This window comes from Aetokthonos hydrillicola CCALA 1050 (genome assembly GCF_017591665.1).
Lineage (GTDB): Bacteria > Cyanobacteriota > Cyanobacteriia > Cyanobacteriales > Nostocaceae > Aetokthonos > Aetokthonos hydrillicola.
The window spans coordinates 48,085-69,383 of record NZ_JAAKGC010000025.1 but is presented as its reverse complement, the minus strand read 5'-3'; the positions used below and the strand labels follow the sequence as shown (position 1 = coordinate 69,383).

The 21,299-nt window shown below is 38.6% G+C and carries 16 protein-coding genes; 2 read left to right on the top strand and 14 right to left on the bottom strand.

Annotated features, from left to right (window positions below; genetic code table 11):
• Positions 1 to 105 precede the first annotated feature (105 nt).
• The 13 genes from G4P69_RS15245 to G4P69_RS15185 all read right to left on the bottom strand — a co-directional run bounded on the left by G4P69_RS15245 (position 106) and on the right by G4P69_RS15185 (position 13,652).
• Positions 106 to 1,617, bottom strand: a complete 1,512-nt coding sequence (locus G4P69_RS15245) for an aminotransferase-like domain-containing protein (protein ID WP_208338737.1) — start codon at positions 1,615 to 1,617, stop codon at positions 106 to 108.
• Between the two features lie 167 nt (positions 1,618 to 1,784).
• The gene (locus G4P69_RS15240) at positions 1,785 to 2,321 is read right to left on the bottom strand and encodes a GNAT family N-acetyltransferase (protein ID WP_208338735.1); all 537 of its coding nucleotides are present in this window, start codon (positions 2,319 to 2,321) and stop codon (positions 1,785 to 1,787) included.
• On the bottom strand, positions 2,322 to 3,182 hold the full coding sequence (locus G4P69_RS15235; RefSeq protein ID WP_208338733.1) for an SDR family oxidoreductase: 861 nt from the start codon (positions 3,180 to 3,182) through the stop codon (positions 2,322 to 2,324). It abuts the gene before it with no gap.
• A gap of 41 nt (positions 3,183 to 3,223) precedes the next feature.
• Positions 3,224 to 4,345 (bottom strand): 3-dehydroquinate synthase II family protein, encoded by a 1,122-nt coding sequence (locus tag G4P69_RS15230; RefSeq protein ID WP_208338731.1) that lies wholly within the window; start codon positions 4,343 to 4,345, stop codon positions 3,224 to 3,226.
• 119 nt (positions 4,346 to 4,464) lie between these two features.
• Entirely contained in the window at positions 4,465 to 4,911 is a 447-nt protein-coding gene (locus G4P69_RS15225; RefSeq protein WP_208338729.1) for a cupin domain-containing protein, read from the bottom strand.
• Between the two features lie 130 nt (positions 4,912 to 5,041).
• Positions 5,042 to 5,728: a TenA family transcriptional regulator gene (locus G4P69_RS15220; protein ID WP_208338727.1), complete on the bottom strand. Its 687-nt coding sequence runs from the start codon at positions 5,726 to 5,728 to the stop codon at positions 5,042 to 5,044.
• A 34-nt stretch (positions 5,729 to 5,762) separates the two neighbouring features.
• Positions 5,763 to 7,445: a class I adenylate-forming enzyme family protein gene (locus G4P69_RS15215; protein ID WP_208338725.1), complete on the bottom strand. Its 1,683-nt coding sequence runs from the start codon at positions 7,443 to 7,445 to the stop codon at positions 5,763 to 5,765.
• Positions 7,446 to 7,562: 117 nt separating this feature from the next.
• Positions 7,563 to 7,793: a hypothetical protein gene (locus tag G4P69_RS15210; RefSeq protein WP_208338723.1), complete on the bottom strand. Its 231-nt coding sequence runs from the start codon at positions 7,791 to 7,793 to the stop codon at positions 7,563 to 7,565.
• 376 nt (positions 7,794 to 8,169) lie between these two features.
• Positions 8,170 to 8,808, bottom strand: coding sequence for an FMN-dependent NADH-azoreductase (locus G4P69_RS15205; RefSeq protein ID WP_208338721.1), 639 nt, complete (start codon positions 8,806 to 8,808; stop codon positions 8,170 to 8,172).
• A gap of 8 nt (positions 8,809 to 8,816) precedes the next feature.
• Positions 8,817 to 9,266 carry a carboxymuconolactone decarboxylase family protein gene (locus G4P69_RS15200; protein ID WP_243902086.1) on the bottom strand — a complete coding sequence of 150 codons (450 nt, stop codon included), beginning with the start codon at positions 9,264 to 9,266 and terminating at the stop codon, positions 8,817 to 8,819.
• Between the two features lie 370 nt (positions 9,267 to 9,636).
• Complete coding sequence (locus G4P69_RS15195) at positions 9,637 to 11,910, bottom strand: N,N-dimethylformamidase beta subunit family domain-containing protein (protein WP_208338719.1); 2,274 nt, start codon at positions 11,908 to 11,910, stop codon at positions 9,637 to 9,639.
• Positions 11,911 to 12,309: 399 nt separating this feature from the next.
• Positions 12,310 to 12,627: a hypothetical protein gene (locus G4P69_RS15190; RefSeq protein ID WP_208338717.1), complete on the bottom strand. Its 318-nt coding sequence runs from the start codon at positions 12,625 to 12,627 to the stop codon at positions 12,310 to 12,312.
• A gap of 53 nt (positions 12,628 to 12,680) precedes the next feature.
• Complete coding sequence (locus tag G4P69_RS15185) at positions 12,681 to 13,652, bottom strand: acetylserotonin O-methyltransferase (RefSeq protein WP_243902085.1); 972 nt, start codon at positions 13,650 to 13,652, stop codon at positions 12,681 to 12,683.
• Positions 13,653 to 14,786: 1,134 nt separating this feature from the next.
• Between G4P69_RS15185 and G4P69_RS15180 the strand changes: the two genes are divergently transcribed.
• Together G4P69_RS15180 and G4P69_RS15175 are read left to right on the top strand one after the other, a co-directional pair.
• Complete coding sequence (locus tag G4P69_RS15180) at positions 14,787 to 16,277, top strand: glutamine synthetase family protein (RefSeq protein WP_208338714.1); 1,491 nt, start codon at positions 14,787 to 14,789, stop codon at positions 16,275 to 16,277.
• Between the two features lie 376 nt (positions 16,278 to 16,653).
• Entirely contained in the window at positions 16,654 to 17,553 is a 900-nt protein-coding gene (locus G4P69_RS15175) for a class I fructose-bisphosphate aldolase family protein (protein WP_208338713.1), read from the top strand.
• A gap of 110 nt (positions 17,554 to 17,663) precedes the next feature.
• Here G4P69_RS15175 and G4P69_RS15170 read toward each other — a convergent pair whose 3' ends face one another.
• Positions 17,664 to 20,999: a tetratricopeptide repeat protein gene (locus G4P69_RS15170; protein ID WP_208338712.1), complete on the bottom strand. Its 3,336-nt coding sequence runs from the start codon at positions 20,997 to 20,999 to the stop codon at positions 17,664 to 17,666.
• Positions 21,000 to 21,299 lie beyond the last annotated feature (300 nt).

Sequence of the window (21,299 nt, the reverse complement as noted above, 5' to 3'; positions counted from 1 at the left end):
AGTGATTATGAAGTTTTAACTCAAACAGTTAAAGTCTCAATTTTTTAGGATTTTTTTATATAAACGATTACGATAATTTTTCTAGCAATCATTCGAGCAACACTTTTAATTGTCGTACATCCTCTGAGACACTAAATCTGCCAATGTAATAAGTCCTTGCTCTAAATTAGATGACCAAGGGTTTGCGCAATTTAAACACATGAAGTTGCTGAATTTACCAGTAGGAGAGAAAATAGGACCTGGAGCAATGCTAATGTGTTTAGTTAAAGCTTGACGCAGTAGATCTAAGCTATTCACAGTTTGAGGTAACTCGACCCACAAAACGTATCCGCCTCTGGGTTTATTGACTAGTGTACCTGATGGAAAATAGTTCTTGATGACTTCCATCACGTATTCAATTTGACGTGAGTAAGTTTTGCGAACAAGTCTGAGGTGTTTATCATAATTACCGTTTTGAAGAAATTCAGCAATAGTTGCTTGTACGAGAGTACCAGTAGATACACTAGTGACCGATTTTAAGTGTGTTACTTGTGTTAGATAACGACCTGGAACACACCAACCTACTCGATAACCAGGAACTAAAGTTTTGCTGAAAGAAGAGCATAGTAACACAAAGCCTTCCTTGTCAAAGACCTTTGCAGAACATGGTCGAGTTTTACCAAAATACAAACTACCTAGTACATCATTTTCAATAAGCGGTATCTTATGTCGGCTGAGCATTTCTACTAGATACTTTTTACGTTCATCGGGCATGCAAGTACCCTGAGGATTGTTGAAGTTGAGAATGAATAAACATGCTTTAACTGACTTGTTCTTTAAAGTATCTTCCAGATTTTCTAGACAGACTCCATCCTCCGGATGTGTTGGAATCTCCAGAGCTTTCATTCCTAAGCTTTCAAGCAGCAAGATGATACCGTAATAAGTAGGCGATTCAATAGCGATCGTATCACCTGGTCTAGCAACTGCTCTCAGACATAAGTTAATAGCCTCCATGCAACCTGCTGTTGTAACAATTTCCTCGCTTGAGATACCACTGCTCCACTGAAGAGATCGCTTAGCCAGCTGATAGCGTAGGGCTTCGTTACCACAAAAAGCTTCGTATGTATTAGCTTGCTCACCTATCCGACGGCTCGTGTCTATAAGGAATTGATTGAGCTTGACGGTAGGGAAAAGTTGGACTCCTGGGATATTCGTTCCGAAAGGGATAATTTCAGGGTTTTGGGCAGCTGACTGCAAACAATAAACTATATCACTGATAGTGTTCCAGTGAGTATCTGAAAGTGGGTAAGAAGTCTTGGATTCGAGAAGTGCTTTCTCTGGCTGAACTTTTACGTAGTAACCGGAATTAGGTCTAGCCTCAATGAAACCTTGGTTCTCAAGTAATGAGTAGGCTTGAACAACAGTAGACAAACTTACCCCTAATTGTTTTTGGAGATTACGTATTGAAGGAATGCGCTCTCCCCGTGCAAGAATTCCTTGCTCAATTAAGCGGATGACTTCATTGGCAACCCGTTCGTAGAGCTTAGCTGACTGATGCTTTAACTTTGGCAGTTGTGCTAGGTTCAACTTAGGTAAACCAGAATTGCTAGTAGTACTATCATAAAGATTTTTGTTCACATAAACCTCCCCAGTACAGGTCGGCAATAAGTAGACTATTTCAAATAGCCAAAAAGCTCCGATATAACACAATTCACCCCAGATTCACTCCAGAGTGATGGAAGATCGATAAGTACCTCGACAGAATCAATCACAGAAATTCTCGTCTGCCTTCTGTCTTTTCAATTTTAGGAGATTATATAAGAATACATTAGCCACTTAGTTCCATGTGCGTAATTGTTGTAAAGTTTCTGTGCAACTACATTGTCATCACGAGTTGTCCATCTTACTGTCTTTATCCCACGTGATTTAAGATAAATAAAGCAGTGTTCCAAAAGCTTCTTGCCAAGACCTTTTCCCCGATAGGTGTCCAATACATACAGATCGTTTAAAATAGCAATTTTTTCTGCTATTCTGCTAGAAAAGGAGTAATATATCGTAGAAAAACCCACATAAGTATACTCATCCTGTAAGAGAAATAATTTGCCAAGTTCTTCATTATCCATAATCATTTGCAAGTGTTTACGATTCTTCTCTTTATCAATATTTTGTACTTCGTAAAATTCTTGATATTTTTCAAAAAGTATTAACGCTGCATCGATATTTTGTGAATTTAACTCTTGTAGCATTAGTAAAATAAGGTGTTGAACATTAATTGATGTCAATGATGTCAATAAAGATGTAATGGACAAATAGCCTGCCAGCAAGACTAAAATATGTCCCAATCAAGTTTGCTTAAATCTTTGGGCATAATCCTTTGCAAACTGTTCAAAAAATATAGGCTGCTTTTTCGTGACATCAGCTACCACGTTCGTCATCGTCATGCCCATACCTTTACTGTAGTAATTGTATATTTCATTAATTGCATCTACCAACCATTCTTGTCCCCCTGACTTAAGTATACGTCTTTTGTAGTCCTCTGGGGAGATACTCACATAAGTCACTTTCTTCTCAGTTGCAATGGAAAGTTTGTGCGCAACCTCTGCAAAAGACAGCACTTCAGGTCCCGTAAGAGTATAAACTTTACCTTCATGTCCTTCCTCAGTAAGTACCCTCACAGCCACAGCGGCAATGTCTCTGATATCGACAAAGCTAAACTTTGCATCGCCTACTCGATCATAAAAAGTGTTCTCTGTGGCAATTGTTTGAGCAGCGCGTAATAAGTTTTGCATAAAAACGTTGGGACGTAGGTGAGTAAATGCAATACCAGTCTGCTCAAGTTGCTTTTCGGTTTGTGCATGTGACCTGAGGATTGCGGCAGGAGCGTTAAGATCGGCACCCAAAGCGGAAAATTTAACAACGTGTTTAATCCCATTCTGCTTGGCGGCTTGAATAAAATTACTTTGGAGTTCCACTTGTTGTTGATCTGGTGCTGAGAGCAAGATAGCTTTTTCCACATTCTTTAGGGCAGTGTTGAGTGTCTCAGGATCATTGAAATTCCCTATGACAACTTCAACACCAAGTTGTTCGACCACTGATGCTTTATTGGGATTACGGACAAATGCTCGAACTTTAGCATCAGTGGCAGAAAGTTGCTTTAAGATTTCATAACCATTAGTTCCGGTTGCTCCAGTTACAAGAATCATAAGTGATTTCAATTTGTGAAGAATTTGATAACCATATTGTCTTATTTTTCAAGACAATATTCTTGAACTGGAAACCCAACATGTCGTCCACTGGAAGCAAGATAACCAAGCAATAACTCTCCAGGAGTCAACTCTGTAACATTAAGTACCTTGTTATTAGGTCCAAGAACTCTCACATGCCAATCATCTTGGACAATCAAGTTCACAGTTTCTCCAGTTGTTGATACTGCATTAATACTCAGTAGTGGGCGGATTTCAATCTTAACCCTTCCAATGACAATTTCACGTGATTTGCCTTGACAATCAACAGCCAAAATTTTATGACCAACATTTAGTTCACTTAGATAGTTGGTACGAGTGATATTAGAAACCGCGTAGGAGTGTATGGCACCAGCATTAACGCGGAAAGGACGTGTGGGCATATATGGCAGTGGGTGCGTCTCGCTAGCAACCAAAATCATTCCCTTAGAAAAAGAGCCAATAAGTATTCCTTCATCTTTTTCAAAGTACGAACAAGTGTCTATACAAGCACGCTCTCCCATACCAATATGAGTAATTTTTGTTACTTCTAACTCTTCAAGAGGAATTTGTATCTTTTTGATTTGGTGACAGATAGTTGCAAGTTCGACTGCGTCAGTAAGGCTTCTAGGAGCTAACATAACTCCATGAGAACCTTTTTCTAGAACACCTAAAATAATTTCTGCTTCTTCAATATCTTTTGCAATCGTAATGATTTTACCATTTGCGTTCTCTGCTGCTGCAATGACAATTTCTAAAGGAATTTTAGTTGGGTCTTTAAAGTAGATTACTGTCCAATTTTGGTTTTTCGCAGATTCACAAGCAATTTGCAATGTGGGTTCATCCACAACATCTACGAATACACCAATTTCTATAGGCTGATATTTTTCTTTTAACTCCCGTATTTCATGTGCCCAACAAGCATCAAGAATGACGATATCTACAAGACTAACGAACTGCTCAATATGGTCTTTGTCTTTGACAAAAGCAATGCGTTTTACACTAGAATCAACATTAGGAGGCAAATTTTTGATGGATTCCGGAGAATCTACAACAATTCCGTCTAAGGTACTAATATTGGGCTGTGACAAAATTTTAACTGCGGACTCTTTAGTGTTCTTAATATCTAACCAAGCTAGTTTCATAGGAATGCATCCAATAATTTAAGTATTAATCAATGATTCAAAACCGAAATATATTTTGAAGAAAGATTATGAGAAGTTCAATTTTACTACTTATTTCAAGTAGAAGTTGAGAGATTCTGTTAAGCTTCTTCGCGCAGAGCAATACCACCCATATTTTGTAGCATTGGTGCATTCTCACAAGCAAGATATTTAGCGTGTTTGTCTTGATTTAGATTCACGTGGTGATGCCATGCCCATACTGGAATGTAGACAGCGTCTCCAGCTTCCCATTCTATTCGTAGATCCTCGATTAGACTGTAGCCCTGTCCTTCAATAATGTAAAGAATGGTTTCGTAGGTATGGCGATGACGATTTGAGCAACCACCAGGATTCAATATGCCTATAGTCATACTGATTGCAAAAGAAGGTAGATCTACAAAGAATACTGGGTGCTTACGAACCCCAGAAAAGGAATTATGAATACCATCAGCCTCTAACGATTTGTGAATTAATCGGTCTGGCATATGTAATTCAACAGCAGGGGGTGTTTTGTCAAAATCTCGTGACTGAAAATTAACAGTTTTCATGGTCCTTGTTTCTTTTTTAATGTCTAATGACGTAGATTAATGATTTGTGTTTCTCTCTTGCAAATTCGTCGTATATAAAGCTCCATAAGAATATTTTTTATGAATAAAAATATTCTTATGGAATCATACCCTATCTATTAGTTTGTTGTAAACAGATAGCATACAGATTTTCAAAGAAATCAGATCGCATTGTTAGTGCTTTATCGAGAGCAGAAGCACATCGATCAAACCAGCCAATTTCCTGATTAAAAGAACACATTATTTCTGCCAAAGTAGCTGCGTGTTGATCATCACATTTAACATGTGTGTAAAAGAAATGCAGCCACTCATCAGGAATGCCAGCTTTAAGCATTCCCTGAATAAAAATACTGTACATTTGAGGTACGATCGATTCAGTCCCTAAAGATAGAAAGGCACTTGACCAGAGAGCATCTGAACAACTCGTTTCAACCAGATATTGTCGAACAAATTTGTGAGTGAAATCGGCATATTCAATCTTTAAGGGATTGATACCAAGCTGTTGTAAGAATTTTCGGAAAATTTCACTGTGTCGCTCTTCTGTTTTGCAACCCCCTCCCTCTTCCCAAAGATTTTCGGATAGCAGAGCCCGATGATAATCATTCTCACAAGCCACCATAACGCCCGCTATATAACGGGTAAAATTCTGAGAATAAAGCAAGTATTGACTCCAAATATATCGATAGTTTTCGATAGTCAAATTCCCAGATTGAGCAGCTTGTAAGAGACTATTTTTCCAAAATTGATGATTGTCTTTGAGATGATTCAATTGCTCTAATTGATAGGATGTTGCAAGCATACTTTTGTCTTTGTACTAATTTTTGCAATATGACCTAATTCTCAAAATAAGCTAGGTCCTCATATTTATGGCTTCTTAATTCTGTTTCAGAATCAAGTAGGAAATTTTTATATTCTTCTCTAAGTTTTCTTTTCAAAACTTTCCCTGTAGGACCTACAGGAAATTCTCTTACTATTAATAAAGATGTTAATTTTTCCGCAGTTAAGTCTGATATATCCTTATTAATAGCATCTAATAATATTGATGCTTTAATATTTTTTTCAGATTTCATTTTTACAAGAGCAATTAAACTAGACTTTCCATGTTTGTTAGGAACACCTATGACTGCACAATCAGCAACCTCTGTATTTTGTTTTAAAATTACTTCTTCTACGAGTAGGCTGTATACCATACCACTGCTACATTCAATAGCATCTACAGAACGATCAAGATGGTAAAAATTTCCATTTTTGTCGGTATAGGCTAAGTCGCCACTAGTCCAGTATCCTTGCTTATAGCTTTTTAAAGTTTTATTTGAATCATTCCAATATCCTGGTGTAATAGTTGGAGATTTTATACCAAGTAGACCAACTTCATGTGGCCCTAATATATTCCCTTGCTCATCTAAAACTACGGGTTTTACAAAGCTACGCGGTTTACCCATATATCGACCAAAAAGAGTTGTCTGTCGGCTAGAAACTTTATTAAACAAAGCCATTCCTAGCTCTGATGCACCAAGACCATCAATAAAGACTGACTTAGGATTTCCTGCTGTGACAAGAGCTTTAATATGAGCTTCATGAGCTGCATCTCCAGTATTGAACCACATTTTCACAGAGGAAAATTCTCCCTCTTCTAAAGGCTCTGAAGCTATCTCGGCATAAGTTTGTGGAAATGCTGCTACTAAAGAGGGGTTAAATTTTCGAAGGTAATTAATAGCATTATGACCTGATACATTAGATAGAACCATAGTCGGCAAACCTAGTAATGTTGAAGTCATAAAGTAGCTAATACCAGCAGAATGGGAACTTGGTAAAGCAAACAAAAACTTATCGAATCGACTAGCAGGAAACTTTAATAGACGAATTCGTTTACCAATAAAAAATTGCTTATGTTGAAATATAACTGCTTTTGGGTTTCCGGTAGTACCAGATGAATGGCTGAGCATAATCGGGTGTGAATCTGTAGGAGAATATGGATACCATCGTGGTAGTTTCATATTTCCGTGTTGATTTTGAGCTAGTGAATTTTGTGCATCTGTAGTAATAAACTTTAATAAAATGTTATCTTTGACGTGTTCACTAATATTATTTAAGTGCTTCTCGTCTGTATATAACGCAATAGCACCAACACGACGGATAAAATCGGCAGCGATCTCATACTGCATCAAACCATTTACCAAAACGGGAATGGCACCAATATTATTTAATGCTAAGTAATGGATAAAGTAGCCGATTCCATCTTCTAAATAGATGGCAACAGGATCATTCTCGCAAATACCAGATTCATAGTACCAAGAGGCATACTTATCAACAACATTTTTTAATAAAGATAAACTAAAGCTGTTAATAGTATCTCCTGTGAACGTTTTAAAAGGTTGTTCTAAAAAGAAAATATCATTGTCTCGATAGGGGTTATTTGCGACAGCAAAATTCAGAAAATTTCCACATCCTAATTTCTTATTGAAGAACAATTGAATTCGTTTGTAAAGAGGTAAGATTGTATTTTTAGTAGTCATATTTGTTCGGGTGATTTTTCTTGAGGATAAAATATGCTTAAAAAAGATTTATCAATCTTTAACTCAATTTATCTTTCTGTTAAGCAGTTCGGCGAGTTTAAATCTTGTTTAAAACTCTTAAATAATTTGTATTTCTCCATAATCTGGAATCCAAGCTAGCCATATATTGTCATTATTTCGACACAGCAAAATAGCTTCATTAAAATACAAATATTCAGGTACATTGTATAACTTTAACCAACTGCCAGACTCCCATTCTCCGTCAATCAAGCATGAGAAAGAAACTATTGATTGGTGATTGATTGATATAACTATGTGTTCCTGATCATTATCTTCATCTAATTTCATACAAGTTTTTAATTCCTTAATCAGGTAACGCAAATTCCTAGTACACATCGGCAAAAATAAGTAGACAATAAAATAAAAGCATTTTTCTGGGTATGTCCACTTAAAATATTTGCCTACTGCCTGAATTGTGATTCCTGATTACTGAATTCTTACTTAAAGATTGCTATCCTTCTTTAGGAGATACTATTAAATCTAACGCCTACCAATTATTGATTACAAGTACCACTTCTATAATAAAGAACCAGTCCAGTTAAATCAATCTCGCTGAATCGATACACATTTGAATACGAGTGCTTTGATATACACGGTTCTTTACCACGTTCCCCATTAAAGGAGAACGCGGGGTTTTCGGTGGTAAAGTAAACCTGAATCGAATCTATCGATTGTTTGCCCAATCTTCTGCGACTTTCTTGAGATTAGCGCGGGCATTTACTAAAGACTGCTGACGTAAGTCTTCACCAAGATTTAATTTGTCTGCATGAATAAAAGTGATATCTCTAATACCAACCATCCCAAAAATAGCCTTTAAGTATGGCTCTTGGTAATCGTAATTAGTAATAGATATCTCTGAAGAAAAATTTCCGCCACGAGCTGTAAAAATCAGCATTTTCTTTCCTTCAGGAACTAAACCTTGATATTTACCTGATTCATCAAAGGTAAAGGTGCGGTTAAATCGGACAATTTGATCAATGTAGGCTTTGAAAGTAGACGGAACGTTGAAGTTGTACATCGGAATGCCGAAGACATAACGCTCTGCTGCTAAAAACTCATCCACTAAAATATTAGATAATTGAATAACCTCGCTTAGCTCAGGAGTGAGTTCTTCTGGGGGAGAAAAAGCCGCTGCAATCCACATTTCATTAACATGGGCGACAGGATGATGACCTAAGTCTCGATAAGTGACTGTGTCTTGAGAATTAAGGGTCTTCCAAATGTTGATAAACTCGTTAGATAATTGCCGAGAAATTGAGCGCTCCCCACGAGGACTAGTATCAATATGAAGGATATGAGTCATGGTAAATTCTAGACTTGATATGTACCCGGAACCATTCTTGTAGTTATAACAATACGATTCCAAGCGTTTATTGTAACAATAGTCATCAATATTTTTGCTATTTCAATGGAAGAAAAATAATGACTTACTTCTTCATACAGTTCATCGGGGACATGATTTTCTGAAATAAGAGTAATTGCTTCTGTAAGGTTTAATACAGCACTTTCTTCAGGGGTAAAAAATGGAGTTTCTCTCCAGGCATTGAGTGCATATATACGTTGTTCGGTTTCTCCGTCTTTTCTAGCATGTTTTGTATGCATATCTATACAAAATGCGCAACCGTTAATTTGAGATGCACGAATTTTAATTAAAGAAATAATTTTTTTATCCAAACCACTTTTATTGACATAATTTTCCAATTCAAACATAGCTTTATACGCAGCTGGTTCAATTTTTTTTAGTTCCATTCTTTGCTTCATAAAATCTCCTTGATTTCTTAATTAGCTCAACTATGTGTAACGATGACGGTTTGTTAGGTGGATTCGGGTTCATCCCAACTGTTGCACATAATGACTGCCATTGATGAGTTTCTTAAACTGTATCACATGGTGCGTCTGGATTAACGATGACTTCATCGTCGTTTGGGTCCCGGTTTTATTTCCTTTATTACGATTCACTCATCAACCAATCGGACGTTGGATCTCCCTCAGTACTGATGGAATAAGCAGGGGAGGTAAAATTCTTCCCCTGCTCCATTTCTCCCCCTGCTTATCTGAACTAAGAAATTCTAAAACCTATGCAGTATTGGGATCTCCCGATATATGGTTTTCAGATAACAGGAGCGAAGACTTATGTCAACGGTAGTGGTTCTTCTAATAGGAAACGCTTTAACACATTATTAGTGATCCGTGAGACATTGTTATCATAATTATTGTACGAAAGACTCCCGCTCCAAGCGATCGAGCTGACCGAAAATACAGATCCACCTTTGGGGAGAGTATAGTATACCAGATCAGCACGAACCTTTGGATTTTGAGAACCTCCTAAACCTGGGATATTACAAAACAGTTCTTCAACAACCTCCAAATATGTATCAGTATGACCTTCTGATGAAGCAAGCACAAGAGCGTGAGAAGGTGTACCCAAATCAACATCATAAATGTCAAGTTCAAGTCCCGCTGCACCACCGCCAACTAATCCAAAATTTCCAATTAACTCATCGTCACTAACTCCCTCAAAAATCCATTCTGCTTGTGGCTTAAAACTATCAGGCTTTCGGCGATAGTATGAGGAAAGATCAAAGCCTTGGGCAATAAATCCTGTACCGACAATTTTCTGGGGTGTTCTACCTCGGTTCCGCCATATACCGCCTAGCTCTCCTGTAAAGCTCAAATAATATTCGCCTGGTTGAGCTTTCCAAGCTTGAGTACCGCCCCATTTACGAACCTCTATTACATTTGGATTGTTAGGATGATATGCAGTAACCCAGTAGAACCCATTTCCCCCCATATACATGAGCCGACCCCCATTCTGCTGATAAGCTTCAATTGCATTGAGCATCTGGGCTGAGCAGTATTCGGGATGAGAGCCAGTTAGGACAACCTTATAGGGTTCTATCAGAGATGCGCCTTCTAGATGCAGATCCTCATCAGTAATTATGTCAAACTCATAATCCATTTCAGTTAGCCAGTCGATTAAATACAAATCGGCGTTGAACTGCCATGATGATGATGATATTGATTGTCTGCATTTCGGTCTCATGTTCAGGATCGGTCGCAGCCGTGACGAATAGCAGACACCGCTGCCATCAGAATGAGTATCATAAGTAGATAGACCGTATTCTCTATGTTCAGCAAGATAAAGATCCTGCTTTTGCATAATTGGTGTGCGACCAATCATGGTTTCAAGCATACCTGCGTTAGTTACGGTGTGATCGTTGGCATATGCCATGTAGCTTGCGGTAGGTGCTAAGAAAGCAATCCGTGCAGTTGGGCTCCCCTTTTTTGGTCTAACGTAAAATGGAATGTAGTCCTCATCATCATTTGTCGTCAAACGCGCTGCATAGAGACCACTTCTCATATCATCAGGAATACTCAACTCGAAACTGACTTCCCACCCTGCATCATCTAAGTCATCGTCGTGGAAATAGATAGCACCATACTGCTCAGGTGCATGAGTGAAGTTGTGTTCATCTGATGTCCAATTGTATCCAGTCATTCCTCGAGTTGGTAGATTAATAGCTAGACCATCCAGATGGTTTGGAGATTCGTCAATGATTTTGTTTGCTGAAGTTCCCTGAGTGGTCATATCAACGGCAAAATTCCAAGCAGCAAGCAAATCATTGCTTGAGGTATTCTCTACAAGGAACTTCATTTCGTCACAACTCAAACACCGTTTTGATAGGCGAGGTCTATCTATTTTTCCATTATAGTGTCCACCAACAATCATTCTACCTGATTCAACCTTTTCCAAATAACCGCCTATAATAAAAGGTGCGTTATTGTTAGCTAATGGTCGAATTTTGGTTGAACAGTTAACTGTCGTCGTTGTATTGTCTGCCAGATGTCTAATAGAAACTTGATTGTTAACTGCACTGGTAATTGCTTCCTGATAAATGCAAACTTTACTATTTGCTTCGTCAAATGCTACTCCAACGAAATACCAGCACTTAGCTAGCATAGGTTTGCCAGTGCTGATTTTTTCGATTCGACCCTCATTATCGCCAATCCAAAAGGATAAGCATCCATCTTCATCTATAAACAGACCATAACCTGCATTTATCAAATTAGACCATTTTGTCAGCAAGCCCTGTAATCCTTTGTTTGGGGTAGTTGGATAGACCATAGCTTGTAACGATAGACTTTCAACTTTTTGTAGCGCAGGGCTATCTGGTACAAGCACACAAGATCCTGAATAAATATCTTGTTTTTTACTAGGGTATTCTCCACTTATAGAAGTGCTGATTAACTTTTCTTTAAAGCCTGGTCCTTCGGGACTTATATCGCCATGGAATAAACGAACGATATCTGCTCTGTATTTGCTAGAGCTGTCACAACTGACCATAAACCGGATGGTTTCGTTTGTTGTAACACTAAGTTGGTCACTGTAGCCAAAAATCGCCATCTTTTCTTCCTTATGACTCTGTCTTCAAAATTTTCAAAAGTTTTTTTGACAAAATCTTTCAAGTTTTACTTAAAAAAAATATGTCAACTATTAGACGAAGACTACCCCCAAGCAACCGAAGTCGAATTTGTGACAACCTCAACACTGATATTATAGCGTTGCATTGCTTTACGAATTCCGTAATGCACTATCTTACGCTTGCCACGCGAGTAGGCTGTGTTAGCACAGCGTAACGCATCGTTTCTAAATCTTGATACATTAAGGACTTACAGTAAGCATGCACCCTACAAATACTTAGATTTTTCAAAATTTAAATTAGATTTCTATAGCGTTAATAAAGCTCCTCCGAAAGAGACTGGCGATCGCAAGCCAATGTCCCTCAGCACATCAGTATTTTTATTACATAAATCCTAGTTCTTTAATCCTCTTAATAAAAATGCCGTGTTCAGCTTCTGCTTCTGATCCAAAACATTCTTCTTCATAAATTTGAGGAGGAACTCCTCGAACACCAGACAGTTTACCAATACACCATTTTTTATACGGTTGAACACAAACAATAATATACTTACCTCGGAGTTCAAGCTTATATTTTCTAAGATAAACTAGGATCCGTTTGAGAGCATCGCTATGGTTGCCAATTGGATTACTTGCATGTTCTTCAAGAACGTTTTGATTAACTAAATGCTTGACACTGTCTTTAAAAATATCGTGATTCATCTGTCTATACAAGTTATAGAGAAATTTTTTAGAACAAGAAATACAATAATCGCCTATTTTACTGCCTCAATTAAACTAACATCCGATTGAGTTGGAATAATTTTATTAAGTGTAAAACCTGTAGATTTTAACAAATCTCGATACTCAGCTTCTGTGCGCTCGCTTCCTCCAGGACATACGACTAGCATATGCATATCCCATAATTTAGCGACGCAAGGTTCATTTCCAGAAGAAATTATTTGTTCAATCAGCAATAACTTACTCTGTTTTGTCATAGCCTCATAGCAACGCGTCAAAATTTTGCTTGCCCTCTCCCAATCCCAATTATGAACGATATGTTTGAGTATATACATATCTCCTCCCACTGGGACAGATTCAAAGAAATCTCCTGCTACTAGTTGGCATCGATTGCTCACACCTGCTTGTTCAAGAAAATCCTGAGCTTTGTCAATAACATTTGGCAAATCAAACACGACTCCTGTCATGGTTGGGTTAGCTTGTAAAATCGCAGCAAGTAAGCTACCATTGCTCCCTCCAACATCTACTAATTTGCCAATTGATGAAAAATCATAAGCTGCTAACACAGCAGCAGAAACAGCTGCTGAAAAGTCTGTCATTGCCTGATTAAAAATTTGACCAGCAGTGGGATTTTTCTGATAATATTCAAAAAGATTCATTCCGTAAAAATCCTCAAAGGCATTTTTTCCGGTCTGAATGCTATGCATCAAATTTAGCCAAGCTTGATAAAACTCTTCGCCTAGTAGGAGCGCATAGTTTCTTGTTGAGTTCGGGCAATTGCTTTGGAGAGAAGCTCCTAATGGGGTTAACTGAAAATAATGAGGTTGAGTCTCAGCAAAAATCCCGATACTAGCTAAAGCTCGCAACAGTCGATAAAGTGTATCCTTGTTGGTGCCAGTAATAACAGCTATATCTTCACAGTGCCTTTCACCTTCTTTAAGCAAGTCTGCAATGCCAAGTTTTGCAGCAACATAGATGCACTGGGAAATCCAATAGCTTGATACCATTGTCTTTATGGCTGTTTGGGGGGGCATTTGGCTGTATATAGATTTAAGACTTGATAGACTCATAAAGTAAAATTTTTAAGCTGTCTGCAAAAACAAAATTTTTCCTTATCATCAAAAACTATAGCAGTCCTAAATGATACATGAGAACGAATAAAGGCTGTAATGCTTGCAAAATAAGGCATTGTTGTCTCCTTATTTTCTCACAACTGATACCGGTGATACCGGATTGCTATAACTTCTAAACTGCTATCCATATAACTTGAATATTAACTCGAGTTGATTGTCAACAGTTAGTGGTTAACGATACAAATGAATGTTTATAAAATTTAAACCTGCATCAACTTCAATCATTACCAATTAAAAACATAGTGACTTACTCAGGACGGCACAAGTACCACTTTTTGACTCAAACAGCAGTCCACTTTTTCGACTCGTTCGTAATTAACATTTTTTGACGCATTTGTCAACTCATCTATAGGTATAAAATTAAGTCGAAAACTATGAAAGAAAACGTTATTGTAAGAATAACAGGGACCAGAATTGCTCAAGGATCCGGAGAAAACAGAAAAGTTTTATAGCTTGCTCAGGAGACAAAACTCTGATAAATTCTAATTCGTGAGCCGTTAATTGTTACACATTGTTTTTCGGTTGGCGATGCGGAAGCCACCGCTAAGCGCACGCTGAGGTCTTTGTGTTCATCATTTTTCTGCCAAAGTTTCGCTAGAGCGCCTAGTTTAATTGCCCTTCAACACCTGGGAGTAGCAATTCTCAACCCTTTAATGGGGGAAGGTTGCGCGTTCCCTTGCAAGTTTCATCTCGGACATGCGTGGACCTAGACAGCCTTGTGCGTCGCACCCACTAAGAGCGAAGTCTACATCCCAAACTATAGCAATCCTATTTGAGTTGTAAACTTTTCGTGTAGGGCTGTTAAGTGTTAACGGTTGACAGCCAACAGTCAACACACACAAACATTGGTGTTTACAAATGATTTAGGATTGCTATAGTACAGCTTTGCACAAGTTCGTAGCGCTATCGAGTCTTTACAAAGGCTTCGGAGCAAGTCCGTTAATTGGTTACGGATTTATGAAATCCTGTATAAGTACACAAACAATTGAAAATGATTAGGTAATCCAAATGAAAAGACCCGGATTTATTGAGCGTCATAACCTGTGGACAGAAATCCAAAAAGAAGCATCTCAAAAGATCAAGGCTGTTGTTAAAGAACAAGATTTATTATTGATTCGTACCGCTTGGTCAGACCAGCACGGTATTGTTCATAGTAAGTGGCTTTTACCCCAAGAGTTCTTAAGCACCTTAGAAAATGGGATGCACATCAGTACAGGTACATTCCTGTTTGATACTGGTAGTGCAATGGTATTTAACCCTTTTGTTCCTGGGGGTAGCTTAGATATCCCTCTAATGACAGGTGGGCCAAATATTGTAGCTGTTCCTGACCCTGATACCTTCACAATTCTACCTTGGGCAAAACGCACTGGCTTTATTCTGTGTGACGAGTACTTCCAAAATGGTCAGGCAATGCCCTTTTCCAGTCGCGGCATTTTGCGCCAATCATTGGCAGAGTTAGATCAAAGAGGGTTAGAATACATTATTGGATTAGAAGTTGAGTGGTATCTAGCAAAGTTAGAAGATCCCATGTTAGAGTTCACCCACGTTGGTTCTTATGGAAAGCCCGGTGAACCTGCCCTAATTAGTGCAGTGGAGCATAGCTTCCAATACCTTTCAGAACCCCACAATCCAGAGATTCACGACTTGCTGTTGGTTCTGGCAGAAAACTTAGTTAAGATGGGATTACCCCTAAGGAGTATAGAAAACGAGGGAGGTATCGGTCAATATGAATTTACTTTTGATGCGATGCCAGCATTGCAAGCTGCGGATACAATGATGATATTGCGAATGGCAACCAAGCAAATTTGTCGCCAACAAGGTTACATTGCATCGTTTATGTGTCTTCCTAAATTGCAAGGTTGTTCTTCTAACGGCTGGCACGTGCACCAATCCCTTGTAGACCGAACCACAGGCGAGAACGCCTTTATGAGTGCAGACTCCAAAATTCTAATATCAGATTTAGGTAAGCACTTCATTGGTGGTATTCTCAAACACGCCAATGCTGCTTCTGTGTTCGCAACCCCGACAATTAACGGCTACAAAAGATATAGATCTCATTCCCTAGCACCTGACCGTGTAGGTTGGGGATTGGAAAACCGAGGGGCAATGATTAGATTACTTGGCGGTTTTGACAACCCTAGCACTCACATAGAAAACCGAATTGGAGAATCAGCAGCCAATCCCTATCTCTACATAGCATCGCAATTGATTTCTGGGTTAGATGGTATAGATTATCAACTTGACCCTGGCTCCCCAACAGAAGAACCTTATGCTGCAGAACATCCGATGTTACCTAAAAGTTTGTCAGAGGCGATTTCACACTTAAGCCAAAGTACACTTTTTTCTCAAAAAATGGGGCAGGAGTTTATAAACTTCATCACTAAAATAAAACAGAGTGAAATTAATCGCTTTTTGGAGTCCGTTACTGATCAGTTACCAGAAGAGTATTTAACCCAAGTAACTGACTGGGAGCAAAGAGAATATTTTGAGTTGTTTTGAGTTTTGGACTTTGCAGAAAAAGTATCCTTGACAGGTTAAGGTCATTAGACTGGTCCGGAATATTAACAAGGTGTCAAAAAAATGGTAGTGTGGAACTTCGACCCCTCTACCAAAACAAGTTACTATTGATTAGATTGGACTGGTTCTTTATTACAGAAGTGGTACTTGTCACAAGCAGTTGGAGTAATTATATTTGATAGTATCTTCTAAAACATTAGAGCCGTCCTCAATAACTAGTGAACAAGAAACAGGGTTTTTGGAATGAAGAATATATTCAATCTTCAGGACAAAGTTCATTCTTATTACAAATGTTTTAAAATCTCAATTACTGTATTGAAACGCAGGACTACAGTCTGATTGAGGATTAACGAGTGGAATGGGAAGCTGGAGACGGCGTCTAGATTCTTGTATGGGCATGGTACCATCAGGTGAATTTAAACCAAGAAAAATCTGCCAACTACAGTGTAATAGTGATGGTAATTTTATGATGCTAGGAAAAAAATCACGTCTTAGTAGAATTCTTAAAAAACAAAGTAATTATTTTATTGTGCCAATAGATCATGGACTGACTGTTGGTCCTATTAGCCATCTTGCAGATGTTAAAAGTTTTATTAACTCTTTGCCAGGACAAGTAATTAGCGCAGTAATTGCTCATAAAGGTTTAGCTGACTCGATATCTCCCTTATTAATCTCTAAGAATATATCTTTGATTTTGCATCTATCTGGATCAACAAACCTATCTAGAGATCCATCTAGCAAGCGCTTAGTAAGCAGTATTGAGTATGCTATTAAGTTAAATGCAGATGCAGTGTCAGTCCATATAAATCTTGGTGCAAATGATGAGCCTAAAATGCTACAAGACTTTGGACTCATATCAGAAGAATGTGATAAGTGGGGAATGCCTTTATTAGCAATGATGTATTGTCGTGGGGAAAAAATTCCAAATGAATACGATGTACAAGCAATCTCTCATGCCACTAGAATTGCATGGGAATTAGGCGCAGATATAGTAAAAGTTAACTATACTGGGAGCCTTTATTCATTTAAGGAAGTTGTGCAAGCAGTTGACATTCCTGTAGTGATTGCAGGAGGACCAAAAGCCAGTTCAGATAATGCAGTTTTGTCAATGGTAAAAGAGTCAATAGAAGCTGGTGGTAGAGGAGTCGCCTTTGGAAGAAATATATTTCAGCATAGCGCTCCACATTTTATATCTGGAAAAATAGCAACTATACTCAATCATTCATCATTACTTGAATTACAAGAGTCAGGAGCATAAAATTAGCTTGGTTTAATATTATCTCATAGATGATTGGCGTTAATATAACCTTTTTACTATCCAAGTATTAGCACTGGCTTTAACAGGATCAGTGCGGGGTTATATGGATCTTAACCCTCTTTTTTCAAGAGGGATTGTAAATTTTCCCAAATGGTGATTGTGTTGGGGTGATTTGTTCCTAAACTGTGTTCAGCAATTTCTAAGGCTTGCTGATATAAAGGTTCTGCTTCAGCATACTTTCCTTGGTTTTTGTAAAGTCCTGCTAAGCTGTTAAGACCACTAGCAACCAGAGGGTGTGATTCGCCTACTAAATTTTTATACAGTTCCACAGCTTGCTGATATAAAGGTTCTGCTTCGGCATACCTTCCTTGGTTTTTGTAGAGTCCTGCCAAGTTGTTGAGGCTAGTAGCAACATATGGGTGTGACTCGCCTACCAAGTTTCGATAAGTTATCAGTGCTTGACGATACAATGGTTCTGCTTCGCCATAACGCTCTTGAGCAGAATAGAGATTCCCTAAGTTGTTGAAGCTTGTTGCTACTAAAATGTGAGACTCACCAACTAAGTTTTTATAAATTTTTAGTGCTTCTTGATACAAAAGTTCTGCTTCAGCATACTGCCCTTGATCAGAGTAAAGATTCGCTAAATTGTTTAAGCTGGAAGCAACTGAAGCGTCTTCCTCTCCTAACAAGCGGACTCTTATTCCAAGTGCTTGTTGATACAATGGTTCTGCTTCGTTATACCGCCCTTGGTCAGAGTAGAGATTTGCTAGATGGTTTAAGCTAGTGGCAACATCCAAGTCTTGCTCCCCTAAAAGATGTATTCTGACAGCAAGTGCTTGTTGATACAATGGTTCGGCTTCATCATACCGCGCTTGTTCAACATACAGTAAAGCCAAGCTGGTAAGGCTAGAGGCTACAGACAAATTTTCCTCTCCCAAAAGTTGGACTCTTAGTGTTATTGCTTTTTGATACAAGCGTTCTGCTTCGTCATACCGCATTTGTTTGGTGTAGAGTAGAGCCAGATTGTTAAATGTTGTGGCAACATCTGGGTGTAACTCTCCTACCAAGTTTTGATAAAGTGCCAATGCTTGCTCATATAACGGTTCTGCTTCGGTATACCGCTCTTGATTGAAGTAGAGTGCTGCCAGATTATTAAGGCTAGTCGCAACTTCTGGGTGTGACTCTCCCAACAAGCGGAGTCTTAATATTAGTGTTTTTTGATACAACTTTTCTGCTTCTTCATACCGTCCTTGATTAAAGTACAGTACCGCGAGGTAGTTCAAATTAGTGGCAACATCTGGATGGGACTCTCCCAGCAGATTCATTCTGATTGTCAATGCTTGCTGATACAATGGCTCTGCTTCGACATACCACCCTTGATCAGAGTAGAGATTTGCCAAGTTATTCAGGCTAGCAGCAACATGTGGGTGCGACTCTCCCAGCAAGCTTAGTCTTAATGTCAATGCTTGCTGAAACAATGGTTCTGCTTCAGCATACCGCGCTTGATCAGCGTAAAGATTTGCTAAGTTGTTGAGGCTAGTAGCAACATCTGGGTGTGATTCTCCTAACAGACGTATTCTTAATGTCAATGCTTGCTGATGCAATAGTTCTGCTTCTGCATACCGCCTTTGCTCAGCATAGAGTAAAGCTAAGCAGTTGAAGCTGGTGGCAATATCTGGGTGTGAGTCTCCCAGTAAGCGCTTTCTTAATGTTAGTGCTTTTTGATATAACTCTTCTGCTTCGGTGTAGCGTCCTTGGTCAAAATAAAGATTTGCTAAGCTGTTGAGATTAGTAGCAATATCTGGGTGTGAGTCTCCCAGTAAGCGCTTTCTTAATGTTAGTGCTTCCTGATATAAAAACTCTGCTTCAGCAAAATGCCCTTGGTTATAATAAACATCTGCCAGATTGTTAAGACTAGTAGCAAAATCTGGGTGGGAGTCTCCTAAACGAGATTTTATGACTGAGACACATTGCTCGCACCACGGTTGTGCGATCGCATATAAACCCTGTCCCGAATAAAATCTACCCAAGCCAGTGAAAACCGCAAGTAAATTCTCATCCTTGATTGCATCAGTCAAATTTTCTACTACTTCTATCAAATGTGGGATAGCATCTTTTAAGGAACTAATCAACTCCACAGTTGGGTAAGCAGGTATTTGCTTAGTAATTACTACAAAAGTCTCTGCAAAACGGTGTTTCAACTCTTGTGCTTGTTCTGACGCCGCTAGCTTGACTTTCAAAAACTCCCGAATTAAGGGATGAATGCTATAATGACGATCCTTATTTTCTATTAACTGAATGACATGACGTTCGGAAAGCTCTTCAACAGCAGTCTCAACATCAGTTGCACTCCAATTGAGCAACTTAGCTGTAAACTCCACCCATTCCCAATGAAAAAGCTCCGATCTAAATAAGCTTAACAATTGACCGACACGCCGTGTCATTGGACTAAGCGATTTCCAAGTTAATTCAAATACTCCATAAACTCCTCGTTGTGAAGTACTTAACGTTTGTTGCAAGTCCTTTTCATGACTATTGGGTTGATTTCTCAGTCGCTGATCTAGAAGTCGTTGTAACATGTGAGCTAAGCTCCAATCAGGAGGTTCTTTAACCAAATACCTTCCTGCCAACTCCAAACCCAATGGTAAATGTCCCAACCATTCGCACCATTGTTGCGCTGAAACTAGTTCGTGTTGTACTCGCTTTTCACCTAATATTTTTGTCAAAAGTTGCAAAGACTTCTTTGGTGAAAGTACATCTAACGATATCTTGTGAATATTAGGATCTAGGTTTTGTAATTGTGTTGTTATCAACACACGAAAGCGACTAGCCTTTGGCAGTAATTCTTGAAAACTTTCCAAAGACGTCACATCATCTAAGACAATCAATACCAACCCTTCTAATGGTTGCCAGTTTTGCCAGCACCAAGCTACCTGAGCAGGGAGACTAACAAACTCATCACGCCAGTCCTTTTGAGGTACTTCCAAATTCATGTAAGTCTGGGCATACTGCACAATAGAGGCTGCCAAATTTGATTGACCAGCAGTTAACCAACAAATACCACCAGGATAATCCTTTTGATATTGTTGTGCATATTGTCTTGCTAGCTCTGTTTTTCCTACCCCACTAATTCCAGTAACCGCAGAAATAACAAAATTGTGAGAGCGTTGCAAGTTTTCATGCAGTAAAGTTAGTTCATCCTTTCTTCCTATAAATTTGGTATAACCTTGAAGCAAAAGGTTATTTGGCGGATTGAGCTTTTTAATTCCAGCTTGGTGGTTCTCAACAGTATTTCGATCCTTAATGTCATGACTAGCCCAAAGATTGGCAACAGCTTTTCGTAAAGTTAATTGACTATTATTTAGCTGTTGAATGTTACCATTACCTAGCGTTGTATTTGCTGTTGTCTGCCCAATACTTGGTTTTGGCTGGCTAGAGGATTCCATTGTTAAGACCACATGCAGGTAAACTGATCAGTAGTGCTGGACTTCTGTACCGTTAGTCATATTCTCCTGTGATTTATCTTACCACTTTTGGAGTAGTTATGACTTCTCTGCTGGCTTAAGTTTTAGGGTGTTTTTTTTAGATCTTCTTGGCTTAGATGGCGCACTCCTCTCCTTTATTTATTCATCTAGGCGATATCTGCTAGTACAACGCGGCATAAATAAAACAACCATTTCGAACAGCCAAAAGCCTTGATTTATCAAACTTTTGACTTTTGCGCAGCGGTGCTAGTGATTCAGTGG